At 62.5% G+C, this 14,765-nt stretch carries 14 protein-coding genes; 13 read left to right on the forward strand and 1 reads right to left on the reverse strand.

Annotated features, from left to right (window positions below):
- Positions 1-71: 71 nt before the first annotated feature.
- Positions 72-1,001 carry a serine O-acetyltransferase EpsC gene (epsC, locus tag PFEN_RS25270; protein ID WP_191489344.1) on the reverse strand — a complete coding sequence of 310 codons (930 nt, stop codon included), beginning with the start codon at positions 999-1,001 and terminating at the stop codon, positions 72-74.
- A gap of 190 nt (positions 1,002-1,191) precedes the next feature.
- On the opposite strand from epsC, the gene PFEN_RS25275 reads away from it, so the two are divergent.
- From PFEN_RS25275 to PFEN_RS25335, 13 genes are all read left to right on the forward strand, one after another.
- Positions 1,192-2,184 carry a D-cysteine desulfhydrase gene (locus tag PFEN_RS25275; RefSeq protein WP_191489345.1) on the forward strand — a complete coding sequence of 331 codons (993 nt, stop codon included), beginning with the start codon at positions 1,192-1,194 and terminating at the stop codon, positions 2,182-2,184.
- Positions 2,185-2,437: 253 nt separating this feature from the next.
- Positions 2,438-3,235 carry a cystine ABC transporter substrate-binding protein gene (gene tcyJ / locus PFEN_RS25280; protein WP_191489346.1) on the forward strand — a complete coding sequence of 266 codons (798 nt, stop codon included), beginning with the start codon at positions 2,438-2,440 and terminating at the stop codon, positions 3,233-3,235.
- Positions 3,235-3,900, forward strand: a complete 666-nt coding sequence (gene tcyL, locus PFEN_RS25285) for a cystine ABC transporter permease (RefSeq protein WP_191489347.1) — start codon at positions 3,235-3,237, stop codon at positions 3,898-3,900. Before tcyJ ends, tcyL begins: the two co-directional genes overlap by 1 nt.
- 3 nt (positions 3,901-3,903) lie before the next feature.
- Complete coding sequence (gene tcyN / locus PFEN_RS25290) at positions 3,904-4,653, forward strand: L-cystine ABC transporter ATP-binding protein TcyN (RefSeq protein WP_191489348.1); 750 nt, start codon at positions 3,904-3,906, stop codon at positions 4,651-4,653.
- A gap of 407 nt (positions 4,654-5,060) precedes the next feature.
- Positions 5,061-5,816 carry a hypothetical protein gene (locus tag PFEN_RS25295; protein ID WP_191489349.1) on the forward strand — a complete coding sequence of 252 codons (756 nt, stop codon included), beginning with the start codon at positions 5,061-5,063 and terminating at the stop codon, positions 5,814-5,816.
- 211 nt (positions 5,817-6,027) lie between these two features.
- The gene (locus PFEN_RS25300; RefSeq protein WP_191489350.1) at positions 6,028-7,269 is read left to right on the forward strand and encodes an SfnB family sulfur acquisition oxidoreductase; all 1,242 of its coding nucleotides are present in this window, start codon (positions 6,028-6,030) and stop codon (positions 7,267-7,269) included.
- 23 nt (positions 7,270-7,292) lie between these two features.
- Complete coding sequence (locus PFEN_RS25305) at positions 7,293-8,486, forward strand: SfnB family sulfur acquisition oxidoreductase (protein ID WP_191489351.1); 1,194 nt, start codon at positions 7,293-7,295, stop codon at positions 8,484-8,486.
- Positions 8,486-9,847 carry an LLM class flavin-dependent oxidoreductase gene (locus PFEN_RS25310; protein WP_191489352.1) on the forward strand — a complete coding sequence of 454 codons (1,362 nt, stop codon included), beginning with the start codon at positions 8,486-8,488 and terminating at the stop codon, positions 9,845-9,847. The genes PFEN_RS25305 and PFEN_RS25310 overlap by 1 nt, the downstream gene beginning before the upstream one ends.
- 175 nt (positions 9,848-10,022) lie before the next feature.
- Positions 10,023-10,832 (forward strand): MetQ/NlpA family ABC transporter substrate-binding protein, encoded by an 810-nt coding sequence (locus PFEN_RS25315; protein WP_191489353.1) that lies wholly within the window; start codon positions 10,023-10,025, stop codon positions 10,830-10,832.
- A gap of 1 nt (position 10,833) precedes the next feature.
- Positions 10,834-11,955, forward strand: coding sequence for a methionine ABC transporter ATP-binding protein (locus PFEN_RS25320; protein ID WP_191489354.1), 1,122 nt, complete (start codon positions 10,834-10,836; stop codon positions 11,953-11,955).
- Complete coding sequence (locus PFEN_RS25325) at positions 11,945-12,589, forward strand: methionine ABC transporter permease (RefSeq protein WP_191489355.1); 645 nt, start codon at positions 11,945-11,947, stop codon at positions 12,587-12,589. The genes PFEN_RS25320 and PFEN_RS25325 overlap by 11 nt, the downstream gene beginning before the upstream one ends.
- A 119-nt stretch (positions 12,590-12,708) precedes the next feature.
- Positions 12,709-13,338, forward strand: a complete 630-nt coding sequence (locus PFEN_RS25330; RefSeq protein ID WP_191489356.1) for a class I SAM-dependent methyltransferase — start codon at positions 12,709-12,711, stop codon at positions 13,336-13,338.
- A 357-nt stretch (positions 13,339-13,695) separates the two neighbouring features.
- Positions 13,696-14,697 (forward strand): extracellular solute-binding protein, encoded by a 1,002-nt coding sequence (locus PFEN_RS25335; RefSeq protein ID WP_191489357.1) that lies wholly within the window; start codon positions 13,696-13,698, stop codon positions 14,695-14,697.
- The last annotated feature ends 68 nt before the right edge of the window (positions 14,698-14,765 follow it).

The following is a 14,765-nucleotide window of genomic DNA, read 5'->3' on the forward strand; positions in this document are numbered from 1 at the left end:
CCTACTGGCCTCATCGCCGGCAAGCCACTCACCATCGTATTCCAACCCGGATGTCGGCGCACCGGAGGGCGTCAGCGCTGCGTTCCCTCCTCATGCTGCTGCAGGTTGGCCTGAGTCAGGTTGCAACCGGCCGGCACGCTGCGGGTCAGCCAGACATTGCCGCCGATGGTGGCGCCACGACCGATGGTGATGCGCCCGAGGATGGTCGCCCCGGCGTAGATCACCACATCGTCCTCGACAATGGGGTGACGCGGATGGCCCTTCTGCAACTGGCCGTCCTCGTCCGCCGGGAAGCGCTTGGCGCCCAGGGTCACCGCCTGGTAGATCCGTACTCGTTCGCCGATGATCGCGGTTTCACCAATCACCACGCCGGTCCCATGGTCGATAAAGAAACTGCCGCCGATCTGCGCTCCGGGGTGAATATCGATCCCGGTGGCCGAGTGGGCGATTTCCGAACTGATCCGCGCCAGCAACGGCAATCCCGCCCGATACAGGTGGTGGGCGAGGCGGTGATGAATCACCGCGAGAATGCCTGGGTAGCACAGCAGCACTTCATCGACGCTGCGCGCCGCCGGGTCGCCGTGGTAGGCCGCCAGCACGTCGGTGTCGAGCAATCGGCGCAGTCCTGGCAAGGCCATGGCGAAATCCTGGATCAATTGCACGGCCTTGGCCTGGACCTCGCGGTCCGACTCGCCGCCATGCCGCGCCACGTAGCGCAGTTCCAGGCGGGCCTGGGCCAGCAGGGCATTGAGAGCGGCGTCGAGGGTGTGGCCGACGTAGAAGTCCTCGCTTTCCTCGCGCAGATCCACCGGTCCCAGACGCATGGGAAACAGCGCGCCGCAGAGTGATTCGAGAATCTCGGCCATGGCCTGGCGCGACGGCAGCTCACGGCCCCCTTGTTCGTCGCTGACCCGGCCGTTACGGCTGCGCCACTCATCCCGGGCGCCGCGCAACTGGCTGACGATGGTCTGTAGTTGCCAATGGCTGGAACGCTCGCTCACGATCAAATCTCCGGCTGGGCGACCGGCCCATCGGGTCGCCTGTATGGCTTCCACTTTACGGCACTGGCGTAAACGGCAATTAAGAACGAATGGTGCTTGTCTCAGAACTTTCCGGCATAAGCGAATGACAGTTGCCTGGTGAAAAGCCGCTGCCTATAGTCCAGGCATCTTCTACAGTCAGCTCGGACCCATGATCAAACAACAGCTTGCCCGTTTTCCCCGTCTGGAACTCCTGGCCCAGGCCACCCCTCTGGAAAAGCTCGAACGCCTGTCGGCGTGGGTGGGCCGCGATATCTACATCAAGCGCGATGACCTGACCCCCCTGGCCCTGGGCGGCAACAAGCTGCGCAAGCTGGAATACCTGGGGGCCGATGCCCTGGCGGTCGGCGCCGATACGCTGATCACCGCCGGCGCCATCCAGTCCAACCATGTGCGCCAGACGGCGGCCCTGGCGGCGCGTCTCGGACTGGGCTGCGTGGCTCTGCTGGAGAATCCCATTGGCACCGAGGACGTCAACTACCTGGGCAACGGCAACCGCTTGTTGCTGGACCTGTTCGACGCCCGGGTCGAGTTGGTGGACAACCTGGACAATGCCGACGAGCAGTTGCAGGCCCTGGCCGAGCGCCTGCGCGGCAACGGCAAGAAGCCGTACCTGGTGCCGATTGGTGGCTCCAACGCTCTGGGCGCGCTGGGTTATGTGCGGGCCGGGTTCGAACTGGCGGCGCAGATCGAAGACAGCGGGCTGGCGTTTGCCGCGGTGGTGCTGGCTTCCGGCAGTGCCGGGACCCACAGCGGCCTGGCCCTGGCCTTGAGCGAGGCGCTGCCGGGCTTGCCGGTGGTCGGTGTGACGGTGTCGCGCAGCGACGAGGCGCAACGGCCCAAGGTGCAGGGCCTGGCCGAGCGCACGGCCGAGTTGCTGGGGGTAGCGGTACCGGCCAGCTTCAAGGTCGAACTCTGGGACGAATATTTCGCGCCCCGTTATGGCGAGCCGAATGCGGGGACGCTGGCGGCGGTCAAGCTGCTGGCCAGCCAGGAAGGCATCCTGCTCGACCCGGTCTACACCGGCAAGGCCATGGCCGGTCTGCTCGATGGCATTGGCCGCCAGCGTTTCGAGGATGGCCCGATCATCTTCCTGCACACCGGCGGGGCGCCGGCGTTGTTCGCCTATAACGCTATGCTTTAAGCCAACCTTGATAGTGAAGCGAGCACGGCTCCTGTAGAGGAGCCCAGCTTGCTGGCGATAGCGCTATCAAGGGTGGTTAAAATTGAATATATAAATAGTTTTTTATTATTTTATAGAATAAAAAGCGCTCGCTATAGTCGTGGCGCAGGCGATTTGGCGCGAGACGCCAGCGCTGCTTTAAGGCAGGATTGACGCAGCTCTTCAGGGCGTCAGATTCGCGTTCTCTCCCATAAGAATACACACGGGGCTCGTCATGAATATTTCCGCATTTCGCAAGCGTCTGCTGGTCGGCAGCCTGGGCTTGGTACTCGGTGCCGGTATGCTCGGCCAGGCTTTTGCCGGTGAGCAACTGGACAATATCAAGAAGGCCGGCACGATCAACGTCGGCCTGGAAGGTACCTACCCACCGTTCAGCTTCGTCGGTGCCGACGGCAAGCTGGCTGGGTTCGAAGTCGAATTCTCCGAAGCCCTGGCGAAAAAGCTCGGGGTGAAGGTCAAGCTGCAACCGACCAAATGGGACGGCATTCTCGCCGCCCTGGAGTCCAAGCGCCTGGATGCGGTGATCAACCAGGTGACCATCTCCGAAGAGCGCAAGAAGAAGTATGACTTCTCCGAGCCGTACACTATTTCCGGTATCCAGGCGCTGGTGCAGAAGAAAGACGCCGACAAGTTCAAGACCGCCCAGGATCTGGCGGGCCACAAGGTCGGTGTCGGTCTGGGCACCAACTATGAACAGTGGCTCAAGGACAATGTGCCAAAAGCTGTGATCAAGACCTACGATGATGATCCGACCAAGTATCAGGACCTGCGCGTAGGCCGTATCGACGCGATCCTGGTCGACCGCCTGGCGGCCTTCGAACTGATCAAGAAAACCAACGACACGCTGGCCGTCTCCGGCGAACCATTCTCCCGCCAGGAAGCCGGTATCGCCTTGCGCAAAGGCGAACCCGAGTTGCTGGCCGCGGTGAACAAGGCCATCGACGAACTGCGCGCCGACGGCACTCTGAAGAAGCTGTCGGAAAAGTACTTCAACGCTGACGTCACCCAATAATGGAAGCAGCTTTTCAGCTTGCGCTGGACTCCGCGCCCTTTCTGCTCCAGGGCGCGTACTACACGGTCATCCTCAGCCTGGGTGGCATGTTCTTCGGTTTGCTGCTGGGTTTCGGCCTGGCCTTGATGCGGCTGTCGCGCTTCAAGCTGGTAAGCGGGATCGCCAGGGTCTATGTGTCGTTCTTTCGCGGCACACCCCTGTTGGTCCAGTTGTTCGTGATCTATTACGGACTGCCGCAAATGGGCATCGAGCTGGACCCGCTGCCCGCCGCGCTGATCGGCTTCTCGCTGAACATGGCGGCCTACGCCTGTGAAATCCTTCGGGCCGCCATCAGTTCGATCGAGCGCGGCCAGTGGGAAGCGGCGGCGAGCATCGGCATGACGCGGGCGCAGACCCTGCGCCGGGCGATTTTGCCGCAAGCCGCGCGCACTGCCCTGCCGCCGTTGGGCAACAGCTTCATTTCCCTGGTCAAGGACACGGCATTGGCCGCGACCATCCAGGTCCCGGAGCTGTTCCGCCAGGCCCAGCTGATTACCGCCCGGACCTTTGAAATTTTCACCATGTATCTTGCCGCCGCCCTGATCTACTGGGTCCTCGCCAGCCTGCTCGCACACTTGCAGAACCGTCTGGAAGCGCGGGTCAATCGGCATGACCAGGAGTCTTGAAGCATGATCGTGGTTGAAAACCTGACCAAGCAATTCAATGGACAGACCGTGCTCAACGGCATCGACCTGACGGTCGAGCCCGGCGAGGTGGTGGCCATCATCGGTCCCAGCGGTTCCGGCAAGACCACCTTCTTGCGTTGCCTGAACTTCCTCGAGGAACCCAGCAGTGGCCGGATCAAGGTCGGCGACATCGAAATCGATGGCAGCCGTCCGCTGAACCAGCAGCAGGGTCTGGTGCGCAAGCTACGCCAGCAGGTCGGCTTCGTGTTCCAGAACTTCAACCTGTTTCCGCACCGCACGGCGCTGGAAAACGTCATCGAAGGCCCGCTGGTGGTCAAGAAGATGCCGCGCGACCAAGCGCTCGCCCTGGGGCGCAAGCTGCTGGCCAAGGTCGGCCTGGCGGGCAAGGAAGACGCCTACCCGCGCAGGTTGTCCGGTGGCCAGCAACAACGGGTCGCGATTGCCCGCGCGTTGGCGATGGAGCCGGAGGTGATCCTGTTCGACGAGCCGACCTCGGCCCTCGACCCGGAGCTGGTGGGCGAAGTGTTGGCAACCATCCGTGGCCTGGCCGAAGAAAAACGCACCATGGTGATTGTCACCCACGAAATGGGCTTTGCCCGGGATGTGGCCAATCGGGTGATCTTTTTCGACAAGGGCGTGATCGTCGAGCAAGGTGAGGCCAAGGCGCTGTTTGCCCACCCCAAGGAAGAGCGTACCCGGCAGTTTCTCAGTAAGTTTCTGGGCAATACGTAGGACATTTCTTAAATAATAGGGCGTACTCAGGGAAAGAGTACGGCGGTCTCGTATAGTTATTTCTCGGGTCTTGGGTATTAACTATTGACTACCGATTTTCCCGTGAATTTTTCCACTGTAAAGACAGTGAAAGTAGGAAGTGTCCGAATTTTCGGGCGAACTTCGTCATGACCGTTTAATGGCTTGACACCCTCTCTGCAAAACTCTTAGCTGCACTTCACAACCTGCACGACGTTATCAGGACCGTATGCACGTTTCGGCCAACTGTTTGCCGGACTGCGCGTGCGCCTTCCAGAATTTGCGACGGTAAGGACGCCTATTGAGGTTCAAGGACAACGGTTGTTTATGCGGCCCAGGCCCGTGCCTGCACGTTGGACTTTTCGTCACCCCACAAAAAGGATTTTTTCATGACTCGTTTTCAGGAAACCCTGCGGCTGGCGCCGCCTGTCGTTCCCCAGGCCCATGGGCGTGGTATCGGTCTGTTGGCCGCCGCACAGTTGTCGATTGTCATCCGACCCTACGTCGGCATGGAAGAGGGCGACCTGATCGAGTTGTTCTGGGACGGTTGTTATGTCACGGCCCGGCAGGTGTCGGCGGATGATGTCGGCCAGTCGCTCAATTTGCGGGTGCCGGAGAGTTTCGTGCTGGAGGGGCTGGCGCGGGTTCACTATCGGGTCCTGCACGTGGGCAGCAGTGGCGCCTGCTCACGTCGGCTCAAGGTGCCGGTCAAACTCGCTTGCCCTGGTGGCCAGCCCTTCGGCGAGGAAAACCAGGGGCTGGCGCCGCTGATCATCCCCGCGCCGATCCAGCGTTATGGGGTCAACCCGAGCCAGATGCGTCGGGGGGTGCCGCTGACCCTGGCGCCCTATCTGAACATGGCCGCCGAGGACGAAATCACCTTGCTCTGGGGCGATGTGCGCCTGGACCTGCCCAAGCTCGCCGGCGAGGACATCGGCAAGCCGGTCAGGGTCTTCGTGCCGCCCGCGGTGATCCAGGAAGCCGGCGAGGACAGTGGCCTGGATCTGACCTACTGCGTGATCGACCGCGTCGGCAACAACTCCCGCTGGGCCCCGGTAAGGCGGCTCAGGGTCGGCAGCGCCCGGCACTACATCAGAGCCCCACGCCCGGCTTTGGCGAAGCTTGCCCAACCCTGCCGGGGCTGAGAAGCGGACCTTCTATGCATATTCCCAAAAGTTAGTTTATTTAATTTTTATACGCGTTTAGGGTATATGAACCGGACCACCGGACTTGTTTGATTTCGATGGCGTCGCGCTTTCGCGACGCTTCCTAAGAGAGATGAGGTCGGTATGGTCAGGAACACAGTCACCCTCGTGCGGATCGCCAGGGCATTGCGCACGCCACGGAGTGGCGTTGATGTCTAACTTGCAGGAAGCACAGGTCCAGAGCGACCTGGATATTGCCCCGCCGTTGCTGCCGGCCCGGGTACTGCGCAACGATGCCGAAGCCCTGCAGGCCGCCCGTGAGTTGGCCGAGGCCGCTCGCGGGCAGGCTGCGCGCCGCGACCGTCAGCGCAAGCTGCCATGGGTCGAGATCGAGCAGTTCACCCGCAGCGGCCTGGGTAGCATCACCCTTCCCCGTGAGTACGGCGGTCCGCAGGTTTCATTCGTTACCGTGGCCGAGGTCTTCGCGATCATTTCCGCCGCCGATCCGGCGCTCGGGCAGATCCCGCAGAACCAGTTCGGCATTCTCCAGTTGCTCCACGGCACCGCCACCGAGCGCCAGAAAAAACAGCTGTTCCAGAGCGTGCTGGAGGGCTGGCGCATCGGCAACGCCGGGCCTGAACGCGGCACGCGGAATACCCTGGAACTGAAGACCCGGATCAGCGCCGACGGCGATGCTTTCGTCATCAGCGGGCAGAAGTTCTATTCCACCGGCGCGCTGTTCGCCCACTGGGTGGCGGTCAAGGCGATCAACGATGAGGGTCGGCAGGTCATGGCCTTCGTCCGGCGCGGCACGCCGGGCTTGCGCATCGTCGACGACTGGTCGGGCTTCGGCCAGCGCACCACCGCCAGCGGCACGGTGTTGCTGAACAAGGTGCGGGTGGAAGCGGATGACGTCATCGACAACTGGCGCCAGGGCGAGGTGCCGAATATCCAGGGTGCCTTCTCGCAACTGATCCAGGCGGCCATCGACGCGGGCATTGCCCGTGGGGCCATCGACGACAGCATCGCCTTTGTTCGCGAGCGTTCGCGGCCATGGATCGATGCCAAGGTCGAGCGTGCCAGTGACGACCTCTACGTGATTGCCGATATCGGCAAATTGAAAATCGAGCTGCACGCCGCCGAAGCGCTGTTGCGCAAGGCCGGGCAGGTGCTCGACCAGGTCAGCGCCGGGCCGGTGGATGCCGCCGCGGCCGCGCGGGCTTCGATTGCCGTGGCCGAGGCCAAGGTCCTCACCACCGAAATCGCCTTGCTCGCCAGCGAGAAGTTGTTCGAGCTGGCCGGCAGCCGCGCGACCCTGGCCGAATTCAACCTCGATCGCCACTGGCGCAATGCCCGCGTGCACACCCTGCACGACCCGGTGCGCTGGAAGTATCACGCCGTCGGCGCCTATCGCCTGAACGGCAGCTTGCCGGCCCGGCATTCCTGGATTTGACGACCGGACCTCTGGAGAAGTACATGACTCTTTCTCAATACGTCGCGGTCATCGGCAGCGACGAGCAAGCCCTGATCGTGGCCAGCGACCTGGCCGAGGATTTCAAGCGCGACAGCGTCCTGCGCGACCGTGAACGGCGTCTGCCGCTGGCCGAGCTGGAAGTGTTTTCCCGCTCCGGCCTCTGGGGCATCAGCGTGCCGAAGGCCTATGGCGGCGCCGGGGTGTCCAACGTCACCCTGGCCAGGGTCACGCAACTGATCGCCGAGGCCGATGCGTCCCTGGGGCAGATACCACAGAATCATTTCTATGCCCTGGAAGTGCTGCGGGTCAACGGCAGCGAGGCGCAGAAGCAACGTCTGTATGCCGAGGTACTGGCTGGCCGACGCTTCGGCAATGCACTGGCCGAACTGGGCACCAAGACCGCCCACGACCGTATCACCAGCCTGCGTCGGGATGGCGACGGCTACCGCATCAACGGGCGCAAGTTCTACGCCACCGGGGCCTTGTATGCCCAGCGCATTCCGACCTCGGTGGTGGATGAGCAGGGCGTCCAGCAGTTGGCCTTTGTGCCGCGCGATAGCAGAGGCCTGAACGTGATCGACGACTGGAGCGGTTTTGGCCAGCGCACTACCGGCAGTGGTTCGGTGGTGTTCGAAGACGTCTATGTCGCCGCCGCCGACGTGATCCCTTTTCAAAGTGCCTTCGAGCGTCCGACCCCGGTTGGCCCGCTGGCGCAGATTCTCCATGCGGCCATCGACACCGGTATTGCCCGCGCCGCCTATGAAGACACCCTGCACTTTGTCCGCACCCGCACCCGTCCGTGGATCGATGCCGGTAGTGACCAGGCCACCGAAGATCCGTTGACCCTCAAGAGCCTCGGTCAGCTGAGCGTTCGGCTGCACGCCGCCGAGGCCTTGCTGGAACGGGCCGGCGAATACCTCGACCGGGCCCAGGCCGAAACCAACGCCGAGACCGTGGCGGCGGCCTCGATCGCAGTTGCCGAGGCGCGGGCCATCAGCACCGAAATCTCCCTGGCCGCCGGCAGCAGCCTGTTCGAACTGGCCGGCAGCCAGGCCACGCTCGCCGAACACGGCCTGGATCGTCACTGGCGTAACGCGCGGGTACACACCCTGCACGATCCGGTGCGTTGGAAGTACCACGCGGTGGGCAACTATTACCTCAATGCGCAAAACCCGCCACTGCGGGGGACCATCTGATGGCGAAGAAAAAGATCCTGCTCAATGCCTTCAACATGAATTGCATCGGGCATATCAACCACGGCTTGTGGACCCATCCGCGGGACAATTCGACCCAGTACAAGACATTGGAATACTGGACCGAATTGGCGCGGTTGTTGGAGCGCGGCTTATTCGACGGCCTGTTTATCGCCGATATCGTCGGGGTCTACGACGTGTACCAGGGCTCGGTGGACGTACCGCTGCGAGAGTCGATCCAGTTGCCGGTCAACGATCCGCTGCTGCTGGTGTCGGCCATGGCGGCGGTGACGAAAAACCTCGGTTTCGGCCTGACCGCCAACCTCTCCTATGAGGCGCCGTATCTATTCGCCCGGCGCATGTCGACGCTCGACCACCTGAGTCGCGGGCGGGTCGGCTGGAATATCGTCACCGGTTACCTCGACAGTGCCGCCCGGGCCATGGGACTCAAGGAGCAGGTCGAGCACGACCGGCGCTACGACCAGGCCGACGAGTACCTGGAGGTGCTCTACAAGCTCTGGGAAGGTAGTTGGGAAAACGATGCGGTGCTCAACGATCCGGCCCGGCGGATCTATGCCCAACCGGAGAAAGTGCACAAGGTGCGGCACGCCGGCGAGTTCTATCAGGTCGAGGGTTATCACCTCTGCGAGCCGTCGCCGCAGCGCACGCCGGTGTTGTTCCAGGCCGGCAGTTCGGAGCGTGGCCTGGAGTTTGCCGGGCGGCATGCCGAGTGCGTGTTCATCAGTGGGCAGAACAAGGCCGCGACCAAGGTTCAGGTGGACAAGGTGCGCGCCAGCGCGGTGGCGGCCGGACGTGAGCCTGATGGCATCAAGGTGTTCATGGGCCTGAACGTGATTGTCGGCGAGACCGAGGAGGCAGCCTGGGCCAAGCACGCCGAGTACCTCGGGTATGCCAGCGCGGAGGCCGGGGTGGCGCATTTTTCCGCGTCCACCGCGATCGATTTCGCCGAGTACGAACTGGATGAACCGATCCAGTATGTGAAGAGCAACGCGATCCAGTCGGCGACCAGAAACCTGCAGAACAATGACTGGACCCGGCGCAAGTTGCTCGAACAGCACGCCTTGGGCGGGCGCTATTTCACCGTGGTCGGCTCGCCCGAACAGGTGGCCGATGAGCTGGAGTCGTGGATCGCCGAAACCGGGCTGGACGGCTTCAACCTGACGCGCATCGTCACCCCGGAAAGCTATGTGGATTTTATCGAGCTGGTGATTCCGCAGTTGCAGCGGCGCGGGTCGTACAAGACTGCTTATGACGGTGGGACCTTGCGCGAAAAGTTGTTTCACGCTGAGGCGCATCTGCCTGGGCAGCACGCTGGAGCGGGCTATCGCCATATTCCTGACTGACAAGGTCCCTGTAGCACCGCCACGCTCGGTTGCGAAGCAGTCGCAAAGGCGGTCCTCTCGGTCTGCCTGAGAGACCGCATTCGCCGGGTTCAGGGCCGCTTCGCGCCCCAGCGCGGGCAAGCCCGCTCGCCACAAGTGAAATCTCATAATCCGTATGATTGACTGGAAACCCATCATGAAAACAACACGCCTTACCCCACCAGTCAAAGCACTGGTCCTGGCCCTCGGTCTCTTCAGCGCCGTGGCCGCCGCCGCCGACGCTCCGCTCAAGGTCGGCACCACCGCGGCCTTCGCCATCCCCCTGGAAGCCGCCGTCGAAGAGGCCGGCAAACAGGGCCTGAAAGTCGAGCTGGTGGAGTTCAGCGACTGGATCGCGCCGAACGTCAGTCTCGCCGCTGGCGATATCGACGTGAACTACTTCCAGCACATCCCTTTCCTGGAAAACGCCAAGGCCGCCGCCGGTTTCGACCTGGTGCCCTTTGCCCCGGGGATCATCAACAACGTCGGTCTCTACTCGAAAAAATACAAAAGCTTCGACGAACTGCCGCAAGGCGCCAGCGTGGCCATCGCCAACGACCCGATCAACAGCGGCCGTGGCCTGCAACTGCTGGCCAAGGCCGGGCTGATCACCTTGAAACCTGGCGTCGGTTACAAAGCCACCGAAGAGGACATCATCGGCAACCCGAAGAAGCTCAAGATCCTCCAGGTCGAAGCCGTGCAACTGGTGCGCGCCTACGACGACGCCGATCTGGTCCAGGGCTACCCGGCCTATATCCGCCTGGCGAAGACCTTCGATGCCGGCTCCGCGTTGCTGTTCGACGGCCTCGATCACAAGGAGTACGTGATCCAGTTCGTGATCCAGCCGAAAGAGAAAACCGACCCACGGCTGATCAAGTTCGTCGATATCTACCAGCACTCGCCAGTGGTGCGCGCCGCCCTGGACAAGGCCCATGGCAAGCTGTACCAGGCCGGTTGGGAAGGCTGATATGAGTGTCGTCAATCTCCAGCGCCCATCTGAGGCAACGCCGCGCAGCGCGGAGCAGACCGAGCTGCATCCCGAGCTCAATCGGGCCCACGTGCGCTTTATCGGCGTGGGCAAGACCTACGATGGCCAACAGGGTCCGGTAAACGCCTTGCAAGGCATCGACCTGGCGATCCAGCGTGGCGAAGTGTTCGGCATTATTGGCCGCAGCGGTGCGGGCAAATCTTCGCTGATCCGCACCATCAACCGCCTGGAACAACCGAGTGCCGGGCGGGTGCTGATCGACCAGGTCGACATCGGCGAGTTCGACGAAAATCGCTTGGTGGAACTGCGTCGACGCATCGGCATGATCTTCCAGCACTTCAACCTGATGTCGGCCAAGACGGTCTGGCAGAACGTCGAGTTGCCGTTGAAAGTGGCCGGGGTGCCGAAATTGCAACGTGAACAGAAGGTGCGCGAACTGCTGGAGCTGGTGGGCCTGCGGGACAAGCACAAGGCCTACCCGGCGCAGTTGTCCGGTGGGCAGAAACAGCGAGTCGGGATTGCCCGGGCGCTGGTCCATGACCCGGCGATCCTGCTGTGTGACGAGGCCACCTCGGCGCTGGACCCGGAAACCACCCAATCGATCCTTGGCTTGCTGCGCGAGATCAATCAGCGCCTGGGCCTGACCATTGTCCTGATCACCCATGAGATGGCGGTGATCCGCGAGATCTGTGATCGGGTGGTGGTGCTGGAGCATGGCCGGGTGGTCGAGCAGGGGCCGGTCTGGCAGGTCTTCGGCGAGCCTCGGCATGAGGTCAGCCGGACCTTGTTGGCGCCGTTGCAGCACGCCTTGCCAGCGGAGCTGCAAGAGCGCTTGCAGGCCTGGCCCGAGTCATCGGATTCGGCGCTGGTGCTGCGCTTGCAATTGACCGGCGGCGTTGCCGAGGAGCCGGACCTGGCGGCGCTGTTCAGTGCCCTCGGCGGGCGCGTGCGCTTGCTGCAGGGCGCTGTCGAGCGGATTCAGGGGCATGCGCTGGGGCAGTTGTTGCTGGCGGTGAGTGGCTCATCGCTGGGGGTCGAGGAACTGCGTCTGCGGGCCGGGCGTTGGGCGCAACGGGTGGAGGTGCTGGGCTATGTGGCTTGATCGTTTGTGGCAGGGGGTGATCGACACCTTCCTGATGGTTGGCGTGTCGTCGTTGATCGCTTTGTTGCTGGGCGTTCCGTTGGCGGTGATCCTGGTCACCAGCGGCAAGGGCGGGATCTATGCGGCGCCCGCGTTGAACCGGATGCTGGGGGCGTTCGTGAATCTGTTCCGCTCGATCCCGTTCCTGATCCTGATGGTGGCGCTGATTCCCTTTACCCGGTTGATCGTCGGCACCACCTATGGCGTGTGGGCCGCCGTGGTGCCGCTGACCATCGCCGCCACGCCGTTCTTTGCGCGGATCGCCGAGGTGAGCCTGCGCGAGGTCGATCATGGCTTGATCGAAGCGGCCCAGGCCATGGGTTGCCGGCGCTGGCATATCGTCTGGCATGTGCTGTTGCCCGAGGCGTTGCCAGGGATTGTCGGTGGTTTCACCATCACCCTGGTGACCATGATCAACTCCTCGGCCATGGCCGGTGCCATTGGTGCTGGCGGCTTGGGGGATATCGCCTATCGCTACGGTTACCAGCGCTTCGACAGCCAGGTGATGCTGACCGTGATCGTACTGTTGGTGATTCTGGTGGCGGTGATTCAGTTGGGTGGGGATCGCTTGGCGCGGGTGCTGAACAAGCGTTGAGGTATTTGTTGTCGGGGCGGGCCCCTTCGCCGCACCGCCGCGAAGGCGATATCACAGGCGCCGCATCAAAGGGCAGGGTGATATATTCGGGACATCCACACCAGCCCGCGCAGACCTCAATGAAAACCCTCGGCCCCAGCGACCTCGAACAGATTGCTTCCACCACCCTCGGTCACTACAACCGCAGTGCCGAGAGTTTCCGCGAAGGCACCCGCGACCACGATGTGAGCCAGAACATCGATGCGCTGTTGCGGCATATCCAGGGTTCGGCGCCGTTTACCGTGTTGGATTTCGGCTGTGGTCCGGGGCGGGATTTGCGAACTTTCACCCGCATGGGCCATATCGCGGTTGGCCTCGACGGTTCCGAGCGCTTTGCGCAGATGGCTCGGGACGATAGCGGTTGTGAGGTGTTGCGGCAGAACTTCCTTGAACTCGACTTGCCATCCGAGCGCTTTGACGGGGTGTTCGCCAACGCGGTGTTGTTCCATGTTCCACGTCAGGAGTTGCCACGGGTGCTCGGGCAGTTGCATGCCACGCTCAAGCCCGGCGGTGTGCTGTTCAGCTCCAATCCGCGCGGGGACAACCAGGAAGGCTGGAACGGCGAGCGTTATGGCTCATACCACGACCTGGAAGCCTGGCGGGCACTGCTGACAGCGGCGGGCTTCGTTGAATTGGAACATTACTATCGCCCCGCCGGGCTGCCGCGTGAGCAGCAGCCGTGGCTGGCGAGTGTCTGGCGCAAGACCTGAAGTCAGACACAAGCCGGCTTGTCGGCGATGAGGGCCTGGGGCCCTTCATCGCTTGTGCAGACGCTATCGCCAGCAAGCTGACTTCTACAGTTTTGTGGGGTTCACAGCCTTTTTGCGCGACACTGGATTGTAGGAGCAGGACTTGCCCGCGAAGCTTTTGACGGCCTCACGGGACCCTTCGTCGGTGCGTTGAAACGCGGTCCTTGCAGCAAGCTTGCCCGCGATGAACGATAACGCGGTCTCCCTGCCGGTTACCCGTGCAACATCTGGTAACTCCTCCGTCTCGGGTTAGGTTTGAGAAGCGAAATGTGAGTCACTATCATTTCGCGCTCATTTCGTAATCGAGAACCCGCTCCCATGCTGGCACCGAAGCGTCTACTGACCGCCCTGGCCTTTTTCCTTATGGCCGGCCCCGCTCACGCGGCCGACGAAGTGGTGGTCTACTCTTCGCGCATCGACGAACTGATCAAACCGGTCTTCGACGCCTACACCGAAAAGACCGGGGTCAAGATCAGGTTCATCACCGACAAGGAAGCGCCGCTGATGCAGCGGATCAAGGCCGAAGGTGAAAATGCCAGCGCCGACCTGCTGCTCACCGTCGATGCCGGCAACCTCTGGCAGGCTGAGCAGATGGGTATCCTGCAACCCTTCACGTCCAAGCTGATCGACGCCAATATCCCGCTGCAATACCGTTCGTCCGGTCATCAATGGACCGGTCTGAGCCTGCGCGCGCGGACCCTGGCGTATTCCACCGAGCGGGTGAAAGCGTCCGACCTGAGCACCTATGAAGCACTGGCCGACAAGCAGTGGGAAGGCCGCCTGTGCCTGCGCACGGCGAAGAAGGTCTATAACCAGTCGCTGACCGCTACGCTGATCGAAGTCCATGGCGCCGAGAAGACCGAGCAGATACTCAAGGGCTGGGTCGGCAACCTGTCCACCGATGTGTTCTCCGACGACATCGCCGTACTCGAGGCGATCAATGCCGGGCAGTGCGATGTAGGGATCGTCAACACCTACTACTACGGTCGTCTGCACAAGCAGAAGCCGAATCTGGCGGTCAAACTGTTCTGGCCGAACCAGGGTGATCGCGGCGTGCATGTGAATCTATCGGGCATCGGCCTGACCCGATACGCACCGCATCCAGAAGCGGCCAAGGCCCTGGTGGAGTGGCTGACCACTCCCGAGGCGCAGCGCATCTTTGCCGACGTGAACCAGGAGTTCCCGGCCAACCCGGCGGTAGCGCCGTCGGCGGAAGTGGCGAGTTGGGGACGGTTCGCGCCCGATACCTTGCCGGTGGAGATCGCCGGCAAGCGTCAGGCTGAGGCGATCCGTCTGATGGATCGCGCTGGTTGGAACTGAGCAAACACACAAGTCCTGGCGACATGCCCTCTTGTGGCGAGCGCGCTTGCCCGCGCCGGGCTGCGAAG

The organism is Pseudomonas sp. FEN (assembly GCF_904067045.1).
GTDB lineage: Bacteria > Pseudomonadota > Gammaproteobacteria > Pseudomonadales > Pseudomonadaceae > Aquipseudomonas.